Origin of the sequence: uncultured Brevundimonas sp. (genome assembly GCF_963975535.1) — a bacterium.
In the GTDB taxonomy this organism is placed as follows: Bacteria; Pseudomonadota; Alphaproteobacteria; order Caulobacterales; family Caulobacteraceae; genus Brevundimonas.
On sequence record NZ_CAXBHE010000003.1, the window covers coordinates 90,296 to 108,521 of the forward strand.

Annotated in this window: 14 protein-coding genes; 10 read left to right on the top strand and 4 right to left on the bottom strand. The window is 62.3% G+C overall.

Annotation, left to right across the window (positions count from 1 at the left end; genetic code table 11):
* Positions 1 to 2: 2 nt before the first annotated feature.
* On the bottom strand, positions 3 to 380 hold the full coding sequence (locus AACZ75_RS04660) for a VanZ family protein (RefSeq protein WP_339871546.1): 378 nt from the start codon (positions 378 to 380) through the stop codon (positions 3 to 5).
* Between the two features lie 326 nt (positions 381 to 706).
* Here AACZ75_RS04660 and AACZ75_RS04665 point away from each other — a divergent pair, with 326 nt between their 5' ends.
* The gene (locus tag AACZ75_RS04665) at positions 707 to 2,920 is read left to right on the top strand and encodes an AGE family epimerase/isomerase (RefSeq protein WP_339871548.1); all 2,214 of its coding nucleotides are present in this window, start codon (positions 707 to 709) and stop codon (positions 2,918 to 2,920) included.
* Between the two features lie 10 nt (positions 2,921 to 2,930).
* On the opposite strand, the gene AACZ75_RS04670 is transcribed toward AACZ75_RS04665, so the two are convergent.
* Positions 2,931 to 3,767, bottom strand: a complete 837-nt coding sequence (locus tag AACZ75_RS04670) for a metallophosphoesterase family protein (protein ID WP_339871549.1) — start codon at positions 3,765 to 3,767, stop codon at positions 2,931 to 2,933.
* A gap of 166 nt (positions 3,768 to 3,933) precedes the next feature.
* Here AACZ75_RS04670 and acs point away from each other — a divergent pair, with 166 nt between their 5' ends.
* Entirely contained in the window at positions 3,934 to 5,874 is a 1,941-nt protein-coding gene (gene acs / locus AACZ75_RS04675) for an acetate--CoA ligase (RefSeq protein ID WP_339871550.1), read from the top strand.
* A gap of 42 nt (positions 5,875 to 5,916) precedes the next feature.
* Here acs and AACZ75_RS04680 read toward each other — a convergent pair whose 3' ends face one another.
* Positions 5,917 to 7,107: a sugar transferase gene (locus AACZ75_RS04680; RefSeq protein ID WP_339871552.1), complete on the bottom strand. Its 1,191-nt coding sequence runs from the start codon at positions 7,105 to 7,107 to the stop codon at positions 5,917 to 5,919.
* Between the two features lie 324 nt (positions 7,108 to 7,431).
* Positions 7,432 to 8,763, bottom strand: coding sequence for a hypothetical protein (locus AACZ75_RS04685; protein ID WP_339871553.1), 1,332 nt, complete (start codon positions 8,761 to 8,763; stop codon positions 7,432 to 7,434).
* A gap of 341 nt (positions 8,764 to 9,104) precedes the next feature.
* Here AACZ75_RS04685 and gmd point away from each other — a divergent pair, with 341 nt between their 5' ends.
* The 8 genes from gmd to AACZ75_RS04725 all read left to right on the top strand — a co-directional run bounded on the left by gmd (position 9,105) and on the right by AACZ75_RS04725 (position 18,184).
* Positions 9,105 to 10,187: a GDP-mannose 4,6-dehydratase gene (gene gmd / locus AACZ75_RS04690; protein ID WP_339871554.1), complete on the top strand. Its 1,083-nt coding sequence runs from the start codon at positions 9,105 to 9,107 to the stop codon at positions 10,185 to 10,187.
* Positions 10,188 to 10,247: 60 nt separating this feature from the next.
* Positions 10,248 to 11,486 (top strand): class I SAM-dependent methyltransferase, encoded by a 1,239-nt coding sequence (locus tag AACZ75_RS04695; protein WP_339871556.1) that lies wholly within the window; start codon positions 10,248 to 10,250, stop codon positions 11,484 to 11,486.
* A 31-nt stretch (positions 11,487 to 11,517) separates the two neighbouring features.
* Positions 11,518 to 13,068 (top strand): hypothetical protein, encoded by a 1,551-nt coding sequence (locus AACZ75_RS04700; RefSeq protein ID WP_339871557.1) that lies wholly within the window; start codon positions 11,518 to 11,520, stop codon positions 13,066 to 13,068.
* A gap of 102 nt (positions 13,069 to 13,170) precedes the next feature.
* Entirely contained in the window at positions 13,171 to 13,884 is a 714-nt protein-coding gene (locus AACZ75_RS04705; protein WP_339871559.1) for a class I SAM-dependent methyltransferase, read from the top strand.
* Positions 13,885 to 15,003, top strand: a complete 1,119-nt coding sequence (locus tag AACZ75_RS04710; RefSeq protein WP_339871560.1) for a glycosyltransferase — start codon at positions 13,885 to 13,887, stop codon at positions 15,001 to 15,003.
* Positions 15,000 to 15,968 carry a GDP-mannose 4,6-dehydratase gene (locus tag AACZ75_RS04715; protein WP_339871561.1) on the top strand — a complete coding sequence of 323 codons (969 nt, stop codon included), beginning with the start codon at positions 15,000 to 15,002 and terminating at the stop codon, positions 15,966 to 15,968. The genes AACZ75_RS04710 and AACZ75_RS04715 overlap by 4 nt, the downstream gene beginning before the upstream one ends.
* Positions 15,965 to 17,077, top strand: a complete 1,113-nt coding sequence (locus AACZ75_RS04720; RefSeq protein WP_339871562.1) for a glycosyltransferase — start codon at positions 15,965 to 15,967, stop codon at positions 17,075 to 17,077. Before AACZ75_RS04715 ends, AACZ75_RS04720 begins: the two co-directional genes overlap by 4 nt.
* A gap of 27 nt (positions 17,078 to 17,104) precedes the next feature.
* Complete coding sequence (locus AACZ75_RS04725) at positions 17,105 to 18,184, top strand: glycosyltransferase family A protein (protein WP_339871563.1); 1,080 nt, start codon at positions 17,105 to 17,107, stop codon at positions 18,182 to 18,184.
* The last annotated feature ends 42 nt before the right edge of the window (positions 18,185 to 18,226 follow it).

Sequence of the window (18,226 nt, forward strand, 5' to 3'; positions counted from 1 at the left end):
GCCTAGGACCGGGACCGGGCGGCTCGGGGGCCCGGTCGTCCGGTCCCGTCGATCAGGGGTTTCAGTCCGGCCATGATGAAGAAGGCGACGCTGATGCCGGCGAGATCGGCAAGCCAGTCCCCCCAGCTGGCGTCACGGCCGATGGCCCCCTGGATCAGTTCGACCAGTCCCCCGATCGCCAGGGCCAGCAGGCAGGGCAGCAGCCGGCTGCTGCGCCAGATCAGGATCTCGAGACAGACGGCGATCAGGAAGAAGGCCGCGGCGTGGGCCAGTTTGTCGGACACCATGGCTGTCTGCTCGATCGCAAGAGGCGGGCCCAACATCAGGGACAGGAGACCCGCAATCACGGCGGCAGCGAGCAGTCTGAGAAAGGTCTTCATAAATCATCCGGCTGAGTGGAGGGTCACCTAGACTATTTCCGTTTCAAGTCGGATTGACCGGAATCCAGGAAATGACCCAGGATCAAACTGGAGCGATATCCGGGCCGAATTGGATTCGGTCCAATTCAACCGATTTTGCTCTAGCAGGCCGGTGCCGCCCCTGTCGCCGGCAAGGGCGGCTGCTTCCATGTCAATATTCGGGCACACTGCAGGATCGTGAATAACTGGCGCCGGCGGTGCCGGTGGTCGTCCGCAGAGCGGCGTCGCGGCCCGCCAATCCATGAAAGAGATTGGCATTGTCCGATCGTGAAAGCTAAGGCGTTGGCATGGCCTTGTTTCCCGTAATCATGTGCGGCGGTGCCGGCACCCGGCTGTGGCCGGCGTCGCGACCCTCCCGCCCAAAGCAGTTCCTGCCGCTGACCGGTCGGCGTTCGCCCTTCCAGGAAACGGTGACCCGGGTCGCTCCGCTAATCCGCGATGGGGGAAAACTAGTCGTCGTCGGCGGGCTGAGCCATCGCCACTGGATCGTTGAACAGCTGGCGGAGCTAGCGGTCGAGGCTCAGGTCCTGCTCGAGCCCGAAGGGCGCGACTCTGCACCGGCCATGGCCGCAGCTGCGGTCTGGGTTTCCGGCCAGGACCCCGAAGGCGTCGTCGCCTTTCTGGCTTCAGATCATCACATTCCGGATCATCCGGCGTTTCGCCAGGCCCTGGTCGAAGCGGCGCGTGGCACCGGCTCCGGGAGGGTCGTGACCCTAGGGGTTCGCCCGACGGAGCCGTCCTCCGCCTACGGCTACATCAAACCGACCGGACCCGGCCTCTCGGACGTGGCCGCCTTCGTCGAGAAACCGGACACTGCTACGGCCGCTGACTACATTCGCGACGGCTATCTGTGGAACAGCGGCAATTTTATCGTCTCCGCCCGGACCCTGATCGAAGAGTTGCGCACTTTCGCTCCCGAAATTGAACAGGCGGTGCGCGCGTCGCTGGACGATTCCAATGTCGACGGTGTCCAGACACTCACCGACAGCTTCCGGCGCGCGCCCCGAATCTCGATCGACTATGCGGTGATGGAGAAGACGCGACGGGCCGCGGTGCTGGAGGTGGACTTCGCCTGGTCCGACCTGGGGGCGTGGGACGCGATCGCCGCGGCCAGCGAGGACGGCACGCATTCGCACATTCTCGCGGACTCGACCAACTGCCTGATCCGGGCCCCTGCGGGCACACTGGTTGCGACCCTGGGCGTTCGCAATCTTGCGATCATCGCCGAGGCCGACGCGATCCTCGTCTGCGATCTCGATCGTGGGCAGGAGGTCAAGGGGGTCGTCGAACAGATTCGTATCCACTCGCCCTTGCACATGGATTTCCCGACCGTGACGCTGGAGAGCCTGCCTGGTGCCGGACGTCGCTTCGCCGACTGGCTGCGCCTGCGTGCCCTGCCGACCTGGTCGACCCTGGGCCAGGCGCGGACCGGCCAGTTCGCAGAGGCCCTGGCACTGGACGGACGCAAGCCGGGACTTTCGCACCGGACGCGCGTTCAGACGCGCCAGATCTTCGTCTACGCCCAGGCCGGTTTGATGGGATGGCAGGGCCCCTGGCAACACATCGTCTCATCGGGGTTGGCGCTGCTTCGGAACACCTTTATCCGCGAAGATGGGCTGAGCCGTTCGCTGGTATCTGACGACGGTGCCCCGCTCGACGATACGGCTCGCCTGTACGACCAAGCCTTTGTGCTGCTGGCGATGGCCACAGCGTGCGGTGCCGGGGTAGACGCGACCTCGGTCGAGGCGACGGCGATCCGGCTGCGTGACTCCCTGCTGGGCCAGGCCCTGCCAAACGGCGGATTCAAAGAGGCGGGCGAGCATCCGTATCAGGCCAATGCCCATATGCATCTGCTGGAGGCCTGCCTGGCCTGGGAGGCGGCCGGAGGCGATGCCGGCTGGTCCGAACTGGCTGACCGGCTGGTGGCCCTGGCCTTCACGGCCTTTATCGATGCCGAAGGGGGCTTTCTGCGGGAATTCTTCACCGCCGACTGGACCCCGGCCGAGGGCGAGGACGGCACCCTGGTCGAGCCCGGCCATCAGTTCGAATGGGCCTGGCTGTTGACCCGCTACGGTCGCAGCCGCGGCGATGTCCGGGCCCTGTCCGCCGCGACCCGCCTCTATGCCGCCGGACGGCGCGGCGTCACCGGTGGGCCGCCGATCGCCATCGACGCCCTGAACACCGACGGCACCGTGCGCAGTCGCCAGGCACGGCTCTGGCCCCAGACGGAATGGCTGAAGGCGGCCCTGATCCTGGCGGAGACCGCCTCAGCGGACGACCGGACCGTCCTGCTGGAGGACGCGGCCTCGGCCCTGCGGGCACTGTGGCTGTATCTGACGCCCGACGGCCTGTGGCACGACAAACACCTGCCCGGCGGCGGCTTTGTCGACGAGCCCGCCCCGGCCAGTTCGCTCTACCATATCATGGCCGGCTTCCAGCAGCTGGCGGCGTCCTGGCCCTGGGTGGCCGGCGAAGGCGGAACGAAGCTGACGCTGGAGTAGGATGTTCCGGTCAGGTCGGCATCGCTACGGACCACGGACGCACCACGATCTCTCCGTCGGCCAGCTCCACGGCCTGAAGGAAGCGATGGTCCTGCCCTTCCAGACGCACGGCGGTCAGCACGCCCGACTCATAGGCCCGGGTGTCGATGCCGATGCGACGATGGTCGATGAAGGGTTCGTCGGTCGGCGTATGGCCGTGCACCACCATCCGTTCGAAGCGCGTCTCGCTGTGGAGGAAGGAGCCGCGCACCCACATCAGGTCGTGGTCCGACTGGTCGTCGAGGGGCACGCCGGGGCGGGCCCCGGCGTGGGCGAAGAAATAGCCGCCGATCGCAAGACTGTATTCGAGCGATTCCAGGAAGTCCCGCTGGCGCGGCGACAGCCGGTGGGCCAGGTCGGACGACAGCGCGGCCCAGCCCTCCGGCCGGTGTCTGAGCACCGGAACCTTGAGGCCGAACGACTCCAGCGCCTGGGCTCCGCCATAGTCGCACCAGGCCGCCCCGACCGAGGAGTCCTCGAGGAACTCCAGCATCTTGTCCTCATGATTGCCCTTGAGGAAATGGGTCTCGAAGCCCGGATCATCGGCCAGGGTCACCAGCCGGTCGATGACGCCGCGGGAGTCGGACCCACGGTCGATATAGTCGCCGAGAAAGACCAGGGTCGATGTCACGCCGTCGCGAACCGCGTCGCTGCCGGTGATGGCCGACAACAGCCGGTCCAGCAGATCCAGCCGGCCATGGATGTCACCGATCGCCCAGACCACCCGGCCCGCGGGCAGGCCGGCCGGGACCGGCGGCGGCGCGGTCGGGACCGTTTTGGGGGTTCGATTGAACAGACGACGAAGCATGACGGTCACATGCACGATTGCGACGGTCAGTTTCAACCATGTTCGCAGGACGCCCCATGACCAAGCGGTTTGAGCGCCCCCGCGGCCCGACCGGCACCGCGATGAGACTGGAATTCGGCGACGGGCTGGTGTCCCCTGCCCGGGAGCCCAATCCGCGAGGTCCGTCATGAGCAGTTCCGAACTCTATCCCGTGTCCGCCGCCTGGGCCGCGCGGGCCCATATGGACCGGGCCGGCTATGCGGCGGCCCGGAGCGCCGCCCGCGAGACGCCCGACGCCTTCTGGGCCCAACAGGCGCAGCGACTGGACTGGATGACGCCGCCGACCGCGATCAAGGACGTCTCGTTCGACAAGGCCGACTTTCGCATCCGCTGGTTCGGCGACGGCGTGCTGAACGTGGCCTGGAACTGCCTCGACCGGCACCTCGCCACGCGCGGCGACGCGACGGCGATCCTCTGGGAAGGCGACGAGCCGACGCAATCCGGCCAGCTCAGCTATCGCGAGCTCCACGCCGAAGTCTGCCGGATGGCCAATGTGCTGAAAGCCCTCGGGGTGGTGAAGGGCGACCGGGTCACCCTGTATCTGCCGATGATCCCCGCCGCCGCCGTGGCCATGCTGGCCTGCGCCCGCATCGGTGCGGTTCACTCGGTGGTCTTCGGCGGCTTCTCGCCCGACAGTCTGGCCGGCCGGATCGAGGACTGCGGCTCGAAGCTCGTCATCACCGCCGACGAGGGGTTGCGCGGCGGCAAGCGGGTGCCGCTCAAGGCCAATGTCGATGCGGCGCTGGAGCGGCCGGGCGCGAACATCGTCGAGACGGTGCTGATCGTCTCCCACACCAATGCCGACATCCCGATCGTCGAAGGCCGGGACGTGCGCTACGGCGAGGCCAAGCACGGCGTCTCCGACGCCTGCCCGTGCGAACCGATGAACGCCGAGGATCCGCTGTTCATCCTCTACACCTCAGGCTCGACCGGCAAGCCCAAGGGGGTGCTGCACACCACCGGCGGCTATCTGTTCTGGGCCGCCTGGACGCATGAGCTGGTGTTCGACTACCGCCCCGGCGAGGTGTTCTGGTGCACGGCCGACGTCGGCTGGGTCACCGGCCACAGCTATTGCGTCTATGGGCCGCTGGCCAATGGCGCGACGACATTGATGTTCGAGGGCGTGCCCAACTATCCCGACTCCAGCCGCTTCTGGCAGGTGGTCGACAAGCACCAGGTCGAGATCTTCTATACCGCCCCCACGGCGCTGCGGGCCCTGATGCGAGAGGGCGACGGGCCGGTGAAGGCGACGTCACGCAAGAGCCTGCGCCTGTTGGGCAGCGTCGGCGAGCCGATCAACCCGGAGGCCTGGCGCTGGTATCATGAGGTGGTCGGCGAGGGTCGCTGCCCAATCGTCGACACCTGGTGGCAGACCGAGACCGGCGGCGTGCTGGTCTCGCCCCTGCCCGGTGCCACCGCCCTCAAGCCCGGCTCGGCCACCCTGCCCCTGCCCGGGGTCGAACTGGAACTCGTCGACGCCGACGGCGCGGTGCTGGAGGGGGCCGCCAGTGGCAATCTGTGCATCACCGACAGCTGGCCGGGCCAGATGCGCACGGTCTGGGGCGATCACCAGCGCTTTTTCGACACCTATTTTTCGGCCTATCCGGGCAAGTATTTCACCGGCGACGGCTGCCGCCGCGACGCCGACGGCTATTACTGGATCACCGGCCGGGTCGATGACGTGATCAATGTTTCGGGCCACCGCATGGGCACGGCCGAGGTCGAAAGCGCCCTGGTGCTGCACCCCGATGTGGCCGAGGCCGCCGTGGTCGGCTTCCCCCACGACATCAAGGGCCAGGGCATCTACGCCTATGTGACCCTGAACGCCGGGATCGCGCCGCACGACGACCTGAAGCGCGCCCTGGTCGCCCACGTCCGCAAGGAGATCGGCCCGATCGCCGCCCCCGATGCCATCCACTGGGCTCCGGGCCTGCCGAAGACGCGCTCGGGCAAGATCATGCGACGGATCCTGCGCAAGATCGCCGAGGGCGCGGTCGACAGCCTGGGGGACACGTCAACGCTGGCGGATCCGGGCGTGGTGGACGAACTGGTCAGGGGACGAGGCTGAGAACTCGAGACCGCAAGCATGACAGCGGGCCAACCCGACACTTCAGCGCGCACCACTGCCCGTCAATAGGGTCCAGATTGTCCGCAGCAGAATCTGTATGTCGAGCGAGAACGACAGATTCTTTATGTAAAACAAGTCATAACCGACCTTGACCCGGGTCTCGTCGAGGTTGGAAGCATAGCCGCCCCGCACCTGAGCCCAACCGGTGATGCCGGGTCGCACCAAATGCCGGTAAACATAGGCAGGCAGGTCGCGGGTGTATTTCTCGCTCAGCAGGGTCCATTCGGGGCGTGGACCGATGAGGCTCATATCGCCCTTGAGAACGTTCAATAGCTGGGGCAGTTCGTCGATGCGGAACCGCCGCAGAAAACCACCGACCGGGGTAATACGCAGATCGGCCCTCACCGTCGCGATGCCGTGGGCCTCGGCCAGGCTCTGCATGGTTCGCAGCTTGTACATCCTGAAGACCTTGCCGCCCTCCCCGGTCCGGGGCTGCACGAACAGGACGGGGCGCCCCATCGAGACCAGAACAGCCCCCGCACCGATCGCCAGAATCGGCAGCGCCACCGGTAGAAGGGCAATGACGATGGCAAGATCCATGATTCGTTTGCGAATACGGTAAGACGTCAGGCCGGTTGACGGCAGGTGATCCAGATCGAAATGGTCGATGGAAACGAGGCCCTGCTCTTCCTCAACGTATTCGGCCACATGGCGCACCGGCTTGCCTGCAATCATGGCTCGGGACAGAACTCGGGCCCATTCCGGGGACAGGTCGATCACGCTTGTGGTCAGCAGAATGTCATAGGATCTCAGGTCAGTGCCGGGGTCCTCAACCCTGTCGTAGGCAATACGGACCTGGCCGGCGGGTGCGTCCAGCGGCCCGAGCAGGGCGACCCTGGCCGGAGCGGACCGATGCTTCAGATACATAACCGCCCCGCCCAACACTGCCGAGACAGGGACAGCGGTCAGCATGATCTGGTTCGAGTAAGCCCCCCGGGTGGTCAGGATCAGAAAGGCCAGGGCTCCGTGGACAATAAAGATGAGAGTCAACACCGCGGCCAATTTGCGATCGAGCCGCCCCGTGAGCAGCAGGGCACTGAGCATGACCAGGGCATTGGCGGCGCAGTTCAACCAGACGTGAGCCAACAACGGCCCCTGCAACTTCGGAAAGTCAGTCAACCCAAAGGTCAGCCAGCCGTAAACGGACGGCATCAGTCCAAAACTGACGACCATCGCCCCGACCGCCAGAACGACGGTTACACTCGTCCGCCGGGGTCCCGCCCCCGGGTGAGCCCGTCCTCTGGCTTCAGCCAGAACAAGCGGTTTCGAAGACTGCCGCAAAAGGTTGTTCCCTAGAGGAGATCGTCATTTGACCGACGCCTGCGGGGAACGTCAACGCCGCCTCCCCAGAATCCGGCTCGTCCTCCGCGCTGTCGGCTTGGAATACTACCGCCAGCTTTTAGGCGTGAGACAACGGAAACACAAAGCTGCTGGTGTCTAGTCTCGCGGCGCTGTGGCCTGGACACACCACTCTTTGCTTCCGGCAGACGCTTTGCATCAGGCGGCCGGAGCCAACGTCTCGACACGATCGGCCGGCCAGGAAACGCCGCACGCCCGGGCAACCCGGTCCGGCAGTTCACTGAGTGGCATGCGTTCACCGTCTGCGAGCGTCGCGCCGGTGTCGAGCAGGTAGCCGATGCCGTTGTGGCGACCGTTCTTGATAGCGACGAAAGCCACATCATCACGCAAGCCAACATGCCGGTCACCATCGACATCGAATTCGAAATCCTGCTCAATGTCATGCGGCCAGGTCAGCATAACGAACAGGTCGGAACCCCGATTGTCGATCTCGAACAGTGGTGTCCCGTCAGCCGCCCTGACACTGACCAGGCGACGCTCAGCGGCGGCGGCCTGTTCGGCATTCGAGCAATCAACGACAAAATCCCGGGACATCAGCGGCTTGATCCGTTCGCAGGCGACGCCAATCCGCTTGAGGAACGCCGCGTGATCCTTAAGCCGCCAATAGATGGTGGCTTCCGGATGCGGGTCCTGATGCAGGCCGGTCGCCAGCATCAACCGCGCCTCGGGGAAGGCGTCGCGGATGCGGCCGACAATCTGATCGTACAGTTGATAGACCTCCAGCACAGGATCACTGTCAGCAGCGATGTACCATTCCGGGTTCGACTGGGGACCGACGTAGGCCGTCGAATTAAACATGTAATGGTGCTGGATGTGGGCTCCGGCATTGAGGAACAGCGAGGCGAAATCCGGTTTCCTTCTCTTCCCGAACGTCACAAAGACGTCGGCGAGAACTTGATCGAGAATTAGGGCCTTGGCCCACGCGCGCCGACGCAGAGCCGAGGCCGCCAGCGACAGATATCGCCCGTAGTTCGTCGGCCGGGCGTAGGCCGCAATTCCCGCGAGCAACCACACGGCGGACGAAGCCGTGATCCTCGACCGGGCATTCTCGTTGACCGCCTGCGCCACAGCGCCATAGAATTTCTTCATTAGCCACGAACCCGTGACCGGGGTCGGCGTCCAGGGATCCGGCACGAAGAAGGCGGCCGCACGACAGCGATTGCTGGCATTCATCGGACTGATCGCGCCGACGGTGAGACCCTGGGCCTCGAGGGTCTCCCAGATTTGGGGGATGTCATGATGGACGATATCTCCCAGACGAAAGATGCCGTGCTCCGCCAGGGGTTTGCCCGTCTGGGCAGTAACCCACTGAATCCATGGCTCGAGTTCTTCGTACCGGCTCTCGGATGTGGTCTCGGCCAGTCCGTGATTTTCGAGCAACTGCCGCAACACCGGCAACTTGCCCATACTGACATAGGTTCTGACGTGGTCGAAATTGACCTCGTTGAGAGCGAGTAGCAACACGGTCATGTTCGGGCTCCACTCCACACCGCTATACGGTCTTCAGTCTATCCGGCCGCGGCTCAGGTTACAATTTGAGCAACCCCTTGTCCCTTCGGAGGTCGGTCGCCCTCGATCGACCGTCCGCTGGGCGACCCGCCCTCGCCGCTCCGTCAGTCGCCCGGAACACCTCCCTACGACCCGCCAACTTGCAGCGTCGACAAACGCTCAACCCGACATTATCCATAGGCTGCGTGAGGAATCCGGGCTAGGAAGCAATCCGGGCCGGGCCAGGATACGGGCCAATTTTATCGCAAGAAAATGGATAATACCGCGCGCCATATCGCGCCGTGTGCAGCTGAGAAATACTTATGAAAAAGGCTATCGTTACTGGCATTACCGGGCAGGACGGCTCCTATCTTGCTGAGCTTCTCCTGGAGAAAGGATATGAGGTACACGGCATTCGCCGCCGCACGTCCCTTTTCAATACCGATCGTATTGATCATCTTTATCATGACGTGCACACCTCGGGCGCAAAAATGGTCTTGCACCACGGGGACATGACAGACAGCACGAGCCTTACCCGCATTATTCAGGAAATCCAGCCTGACGAAATCTATAATCTCGCGGCCCAGTCCCACGTTGCAGTAAGTTTCGAAGAGCCCGAATACACAGCCAACTGCGATGGGCTCGGTGCCCTACGTATCCTCGAGGCGATCCGCCTTCTGGGCCTGACGGACAAGACCAAATTCTACCAGGCCAGCACATCGGAGCTTTTCGGGCTAGTGCAGGAAACACCTCAGAAGGAGACGACTCCCTTCTACCCACGAAGCCCCTATGCGGTCGCGAAACTCTACGCCTACTGGATCACCGTCAATTACCGGGAAGCCTACGGAATTTACGGCTGCAACGGTATTCTCTTCAACCATGAGAGCCCGCGACGTGGAGAGACGTTCGTAACACGAAAGATCACCCGCGCGCTGGCGCAAATCAAGCTGGGGTTGCAGGAACGACTCTACCTCGGCAACCTCGACGCCAAACGGGACTGGGGTCACGCTAAGGACTATGTCGAGATGCAGTGGTTAATGCTGCAACAGGACGAGCCCGAGGATTTCGTGATTGCGACGGGCATCCAGTATAGCGTCCGCGAGTTCATCAATATTGCCGCCAGAGAACTCGGTATCGAAGTGACGTGGCGCGGCGAGGGTATCGACGAGAAGGGATACGACGGTGACGGTAAGTGCATCGTCTCGATTGATCCCCGCTACTTCCGGCCAACCGAAGTCGAGACGTTGCTCGGTGACGCCAGCAAGGCGCGTGAGAAGCTGGGCTGGACACCCAAAATCAGCTTCGAGGAACTCGTGAAGGAAATGGTACGCGAGGACCTAACCGCCGCAGAGAAGCATACACTGATCGTTGACAAGGGCTATAAAGTCCCGCAGCGCGCCGAGTAGGTTGGGGTCACTCCGCCACCTGTTTCAAACTGTTATCATCCACCAATCCAGGCGATTGCCATGTACAACAACGCTACTAATTGCCGCCTGTGCGGCGGTGACGAATTCACATCTGTGATGGACCTCGGCGAACAGGCGTTGACCGGTGTGTTCCCGCGCTCGCGCTCTCAGCACGTCGACGCTGGACCCGTAGAGCTCATTCGGTGCTCGGGCGAGGGCGGGTGCGGACTGGTCCAGCTTCGGCAATCCTATGATGTCTCGCAGATGTACGGCGAGAACTACGGCTACCGCTCGGGACTGAATGCCTCCATGGTCAGGCACCTCCAAGGCAAGATCGGGAAGATTGTTGATCTGGGTATTTTGGCCCCCGGTGACGTTATCATCGACATCGGCAGCAACGACGCGACGTCGCTTCGCGCTTATCCCAACAACGGCTACCAGCTGTTCGGCGTAGATCCGACGGGCACAAAGTTCCGTGAGTATTATCCGGACCATATCACCCTGGTTCCAGACTTCTTTTCGGCCACCGCGATCAGGGGGCCATTGAAGGGTCAGAAGGCCAAGGTCGTCACCTCGTTCTCGATGTTTTACGATCTCGAGGATCCGGCCCAATTCGCGCGCGAAGTGGCAGACACGCTGGCCGACGACGGCATCTGGGTTTTCGAGCAGAGCTATTTGCCGGCGATGCTGCGGGCCAATTCGTTTGACACCATCTGCCACGAACATCTCGAGTTCTACGGCTTGAAACAGATCGAATGGATCGCCCGGGAGGCCGGGCTCAAGGTCATCGATGTCGAGTTCAACGACATCAACGGCGGCAGCTTCTCGGTGACCGCAGCGAAGGCGTCGAGCAGCCGACAGCCGAATGAAGCCAACCTCGGCAAGATCCGCGCCGACGAGGCCGCACTGAATCTCGACGAGGATGCCGTCTACGCAGCGTTCAAGGATCGCGTCGAGAAATCCCGCACAGCAACCATGGCCTTTCTCGAGAAGGCCAAGGCGGACGGCAAGTCAGTCTATGCCCTGGGGGCGTCCACCAAGGGGAACGTTCTGCTACAGGAATTCGGCATCAATGACTCGCACCTGACGGCGGTTGGAGAGGTCAATGACGACAAGTTCGGCGCATACACGCCGGGCTCACTCATTCCGATCCAGTCGGAGGCCGAGGTGCTGGCGCTCAATCCTGACTATCTGTTTGTGCTGCCGTGGCACTTTCGACCCTTCTTCGAGTCGCTGCCGTCAATGAAGGGGCGCACACTGGTGTTCCCGCTTCCGGTGTTTGAAATCGTAGAGCTTTGATGAAGGACCGCACATTGCCGGGACCGCGGTGGTGAGCGGCCCGTCATCAAAATTCAGCGTCAGTTCCAGCCTGATCCTGGGCGTCTTCGCGGTGGCCTGGGCGGCGATCGTCTCCCTCGCCTGCGTGCCGTGGTTCATTCGCCTGCTCGGCATCGAAAGCTACGGATTGATCGGCTTCTACGTCACGCTCCAGGCGGCTGTGGGGCTGCTGGATCTGGGACTCGGGGCGACGATCAATCGCGAGGTCGCGCGCAGCGCTGCCCTCGACGACCTCGATCGTGCACGGCGACTGCTTCGTTCTCTGGAATTCGTCTATACCGTCGTGGCGATCACCGTCTTTGTTGCGATCGCCTTCGCCGCGCCGCTGATTGCGGACAAGTGGCTGGGACCGAGCACGCTGGATCGCGCCGACATGAACCTGGCGATCGGGATGATGGGCCTGGTTGCCGCCCTGCGCTGGCCTATCAGCCTCTATCTGGGAACGCTCATCGGACTGCAGAGGGCGCAGGTGTCCTACCGGCTGACCGCCACGATGGCGACGGTCAGCAACGTCGGCGCTGTGCTGGTTCTTCTGTATGTCGACCGTACGATATGGGCGTATTTCGTCTGGCAGTCCGCTGCGGCGCTTCTGTATGTAATCTGGGCTCGGTGGTCGGCGTGGCGCACCCTGGGCGGCTCGCACAGCGCCCGGTTCGATGGGGGCTTGCTCGGAGGCGTGTTGATCCGGTCGGCCGTCATGAGCGGCGTCGCCATGTCCGGCTTGATCCTGACGCAACTCGACAAATTCATGGTCAGTTCATCGACCGCATTGGCGGATTTCGGGCGCTACTCCCTGGCGGTCGTCCTGGCGAGTGGACTGTCGGTTCTGATCATTCCGACCTTCAACATCATCTATCCGCGACTGAGCGCGCTGTTCGCGGCCGGCGAGCCCGCCGAGCGGATCCGCTTCTACAGGCTCGGGACGAGACTGTTCCTGAGCTGCCTGTTCCCGATCGCGCTGTCGGCATTCTTCTATGCCCGCGACCTGCTGCTGCTGTGGACCGGCGACGCCTCGCTCGCCATGGCGGCGGCACCGATTGCCGGACTGCTGTGCCTGGGCGCAGCCCTCAACGGCATGATGCATTTTCCCTACGCTCTGCAACTCGCCGCCGGGCGGACCAAGCTGCCGTTGCTGATCAACTGCGCCATGCTCGCGATCATGCTTCCGCTGGCGCTGGTGCTCGTCAAGCAATACGGTGCGCTGGGCGGAGCCATATCGGTGTTGAGCCTGAACGCGATCTACGTCGTCATCGGCGTAACGGTCACCCATGTCTACCTGCTGCCCGGGCTGCAGAAACAATGGATGTTCCGGGATGTAGCTCCGGCGTTAATCGTCGCCACCGTCATTGTGAGCGCCGGTGATCACCTCGTCACCATGACGGCCCTGGGCCCGGTACTGCGGCTGGCTTTTGCGACCATCTGCTCGCTCGCCGCGACCGCCATCCTGCTATTCGTCTATCGCGATGCGCGCTATGTATTAAGAGAAGCATGGAGCGCGGCTACCGCGCGCCTCCGCAGCGTCAAGAGGGAAGCCATAAGTTGATCATCGTCGTGGGCAAACCGCCGGCGGATCCCCTCAGGGCGACAGTTCCAGTCGCTGCTGCCGGTCAACCGTCGAAACATCCGAAGCGAAAGTAAATTAGCTATGTCGTTGAAAATCCTAGCCCGCATGTCTTCAGTTGATGAAGCCCGGCGGACGATGGTCCAGATGGGCGCGTCGGCGCTAGAATCGCCGGCGAAGCAGACACTCCGTCGGCTGGGCCTGAACCGTTCCATCAAGCTCGGGGATCACCTCAAGAGCTGGGACATGCTGGAGACGATTCAGTTCGTCCAGGCCCACGTCGAAAAGAAAGAGCCGATCCTCGACATCGGTGCCTTCGCTTCGGAAATAACCGTCTCGCTCCACCAGCTCGGCTACTCGGATCTTAGCGGCGTCGATCTCAACAAGCGCGTCCAGAAGATGCCCCACAACGATCAGATCGACTATCGCGTTTCCGACTTCATGCGCACGCCATTTCCTGACGAGCACTTCAAGGCAGTGACTTCGATCTCGGTCATCGAACACGGACTTGACCAGACCGCCTTGCTTCAAGAAACCGCGCGTATACTCAAACCAGGCGGCTATTTCATATCTTCTTTTGACTACTGGATCGACAAGATCGATACCTCCAACATCAAGATATTTGATATGACTTGGACGATCTTCTCCAAGGCGGACGTGGAGAGCTTTATCGTCGAAGCTGCGAAGTTCGGTCTCAAACCTGTTGGCCAACTGGATTTTGCATGTGCGGACCGGCCGGTGAATTGCATGGACCGTGACTACACATTTGGCTGGTTGGCGCTTGAGAAGGCGTCATAGTTGCCAATCAGGATACTTCTGATCGGGGGGTCATACCCCCCCGATCGCTGCGGTGTCGGCGACTATTCGCACCGACTGGCCACCGCGCTCGCCCGCCATCCGGACACGCTCGTTTCGGTTCTCACGACGGGTAACGAGGCAGAAATTGCGCGCGCGGAAAACGTTTCCGTATCGCGCTCAATACCGGACTGGTCAGTCCACAACGCCCGCCGCCTGTTTCACGCTATCCGGCGTATTCGGCCTGATATCGTCCACGTTCAGTACCCCACCCAAGGCTATCGCAACGGCAGATTAGCCTGGCTCATTCCGCTCATCGCGCGTTGCTGTGGCGCGCGTGTCGTGCAGACCTGGCATGAGGGATTTAACCGGCGCGATTTGATCGGCTTCTTGGCCCTGGCATTGACGCCCGGCCGCGTCGTCGTGGTCAGAAAATCGTATCAGCAACAATTTCTTCCGCCCTACGCCTTTCTCGTGCGCCTGAAACGGCCGGTTTACATCAACAGTGCCGCGACCCTTCCCAAGGCTGATCTTTCACAGCGGGAGTTAGAGGCCGTGCGCGAGCGCTACGAAGTCGGCACCCGGCGGCTGGTCGTTTTCTTTGGTTTCATCCATCCTCTCAAGCAGATTGAACAACTGTTCGAGTTGGCCAACCCCGCCACCGACTACATCATGGTCGTCGGAAACGCGGATGATGACACCAGCTACCTTGATAGAATTAAGGCCCTCACGCAGAGCGATTCCTGGCGAGGATGTTCGCGCGTGACCGGGTTCGTTGATCCTTCGGAGGCGGCAGCAATCCTGGCCGCCGCTGACGCGCTGGTGTTGCCACTGAAGGTGGGTGGAGGCGAATGGAACACCTCGATCCTGGCCGGCGTCCTTCAAGGCACCTTCGTTTTGACGACGTCCAGGCTCACGGACGGATATGATGTCGAAACCAACGTCTATTATGCCCGGATAGATGATCTGGACGAGATGAAGCAGGCACTCGGGCGCTACATGAGCAACAAGCGCGTCAGTGCCGGCCGCCTGGATACCTTTGGCTGGTATTCGATAGCTGATCGACACCTCGACCTGTACCGGTCTGTACTGCCTTCCGCCCGAGATGGAGACCTAAGTTGACGACTTCCCTGATAACCGGCGTTACCGGCCAGGATGGCTTTTACCTCGCGTCGGATCTGGTGGCACGGGGTGTACGGGTGGTTGGGACAACCCGAACGCTGGACGGAGCGGCGGAACGCCTCGGGCCTGAGCTGGCGGGACGGATCGAGCTGGTGCAGTGGGACCTCGTGGACCAGAACGTCCTGACCGACCTGCTGAGCTCACTCCAGCCGACCACGTTCTACAATTTCGCCGCGTTTACCTCCGGCGAACTCATGGACCGCAATCCCGACCGCGTCACAGATATCAATGGCGTGGCGGTATTGCGAATGCTGGAGGCCATTCGACACACAGACCCGGCGATCCGGTTCTGTCAGGCATCCAGCAGTGAGGTCTTCGCGGCGTCCGGCGTGTCCTGCCAAGACGAGAACACACCGCGGGTGCCGAGAAGCGTGTATGGCGCGGCCAAAACCTACGCAGACAACGTCGTCCGCCTCTACCGCGAGAAATACGACCTGTTCGCTTGCTCTGCCTACCTGTTCAACCATGAAAGCCCGCGCCGAGGAGAGGGCTTTGTCACCCAGAAGATCGTTCGGGCGGCGGTGCGCATCAAGCTGGGCAAGCAGGACACATTGGCGCTCGGCAACCTGTCGGCCGCGCGCGACTGGGGCTTCGCCGGCGACGTCGCCCGGGCATTGCGGCTAATGCTCGAGGGAGAGGGGCCGCGCGACTATGTTGTTGCGACCGGGACTGCCCATACTGTTCAGGACTTCTGCGAACTTGCGTTCAGCTCGGTTGGACTGGATTACCGTGACCATGTGACCGTGGATTCGCGCCACTATCGTGCGGACGAACCTGTGTCGATCGTCGGCAACATTGGACGCGCGCGGGCCGAGCTGGACTGGTCACCCCGGGTGTCATTCCCGGAGATGATCGCGATGATGATCGACCATGAAATGGCCACCTCGGGCGAACGGACGCAATGAACAAGCCGTCTGTTGCGATCATCTACGACAAATTCCTGGCCCAGGGCGGCGGCGAACGGGTTTGCGAGATGTTGACCGAAGCCCTGCCCGAGGCTCGCATTTATGCGTTGAACGCTCGTCCAAGGGCTTTCTGGGAAGCAAAGCTGGGACGTCCGATCATCTCGCCGATGTTCGGCGGCCTGTTTGCCAGCCGCTTCCTCGTTACCGCCCTGTACCCGGTGGCGGCGCTGTTGATGGTGTCGTTGCGGGTGAAGGCGGACGTCGTGATCGCCTATTCCTCCACCTGCGGAAAATTCGTTCGCCTCGATTGCGAACGCAGCATCCTCTATTCCAACTATCCCAATCGCGGTCTGTATGAGCCGGACAAGATGATCAGGTCGCGTCTGCTGCGGTGGATCCTGGCACCGGTCTTGGCGGCCATGCGGATACCGGAGCGCCGGGCCATCCGCAAGTACGGCCGTAAGATATCGATTTCCGACACCTCACGTCGGGCCATGCTGGATTTTTCCGGCATCGACACGGAAGTCCTGATGCCTCCCTTTAACGAGAAGGGTCTCACGGGCGCGATGAACGCTTCAGAGAGCCGCAGCGACAGTGACGAACCCTATTACGTTCTGATCAGCCGGCTGGAGCCCGAAAAGGAACTAACCTACGCGATCGACGCGTTCCGTCAGAGCGGTCGCCGGCTTCGCGTGATCGGCACCGGCAGCCAGCTGACCCAGTTCCGGAGCATGGCCACCGCCAACATCGAGTTCCTTGGCTATGTCGACGACGCGGAGCTGGCGCGCAGTCTGTCGGGGGCAAGGGCGCTGATTTTTCCGTCCGAAATCGAGTACAGTCTGGTGCCATTGGAAGCGGCATTCTTGGGGACACCGATCATCGCCTATGACGGCGCGGCCATGCGCGAAATCCTGGTCGACAGCCAGTCGGGTCGCTGCGATGCCAATGCGGTGTTCTACGGTGAAAAATCCGCTGCCGGCCTGGCTCGGGCCATCAGGACATTCGAAACGGTCGCCTGGGACAAAGAGGCGATGAAGCGCGGTGCGGCCGCGTTTGGCCGGCTGGCCTTTATCGATAAGGTGCGCGAGCTCGTCTACGGTCCCGAATGACGCCCGAAATTCACGGACACTGATCACATGAAGCTTTCCTTCGTCATTCCGACGCTGAACTTCGCCGAGTTCCTGCCCCACACGCTCGATTCGATCGTCGACGAGGGATACCGACCGATTGAGATCATCGTGTTCGACGGGGGATCGACCGACGACACTCTGGCCGTGCTCGAGCGCTATCGGGCCAAATTTCCCGAACTGCAGGTCATCAGCGCAACCGAGCGCGGCAACATCGATATCGATTTGAACAAGGCCGTGGCGGCGGCCACGGGCGACTATGTCTGGACCATGAGCGCGGACGACGCCCTGATTCCCGGATGGTCACAGGCCGTGGTGGCCGAACTGACGGAATCGCCCGACCTGCTGCTGGTCCCGGCAATCCATTGCGACGTTCACATGCGCCCGCGACGCAACTATCCGATCCTGAAGGACCATGGCGGCATACCGTTGAAGATGAACATTTCAGGAGACGATGACCTGATCGACTATCTGACGCGCGTTCGCACGTCAGAAGGACTGTTTAGCTTTTGTTCCGCGTGCCTGGTGCGGCGTGATCGCCTGTTGAACACGCCGGCGCTCGCCCAGGCGAACGGAACCTGCTGGCGTTACTCTGCGCGTTTGATCGCGGTGCTCTCGCGCTATCCCAGCACGATCACCGTGATGGGCCGTCCGCTGCTCTTCAAACGGGGCGACAACGATTCCTTCTCGCACGCCGGTCCCATTCGTCGCCTGAAGATCGCCACGCTGAATTGGGACGAGGCGATCGAATCGCTCGGGTTGAACCCGCGTCTGACAAATGCGATGACGAAATTTGCCAAGTCGGATATACGCCCGACTACTTTACTATTCATGAGCCAGCTTGTCCGGAATCGAGAGGAAAAGGAACTCTACGATGCCTGCGTGCGGACACGGTTGCGGGACGACGGGCAACAATTCCTTTCTGCCGTACTGAGATATATGCCGCGCGTCAGCCTCCTGAGACGCGGCTTGCAGGCTGCAAAGGCGCTTGTTCGCGTTGTTCAACAGCGGCTTTGGAGCGCGACGTTGCGGTCTCAGCGGCAAATTGCTGAAGATGAATCAAAGCTGACTGCGCCGAATGCATCGTGATCGTTCGAGTTGCTGATCCGCTGACGCAAATTCATTTCGAAT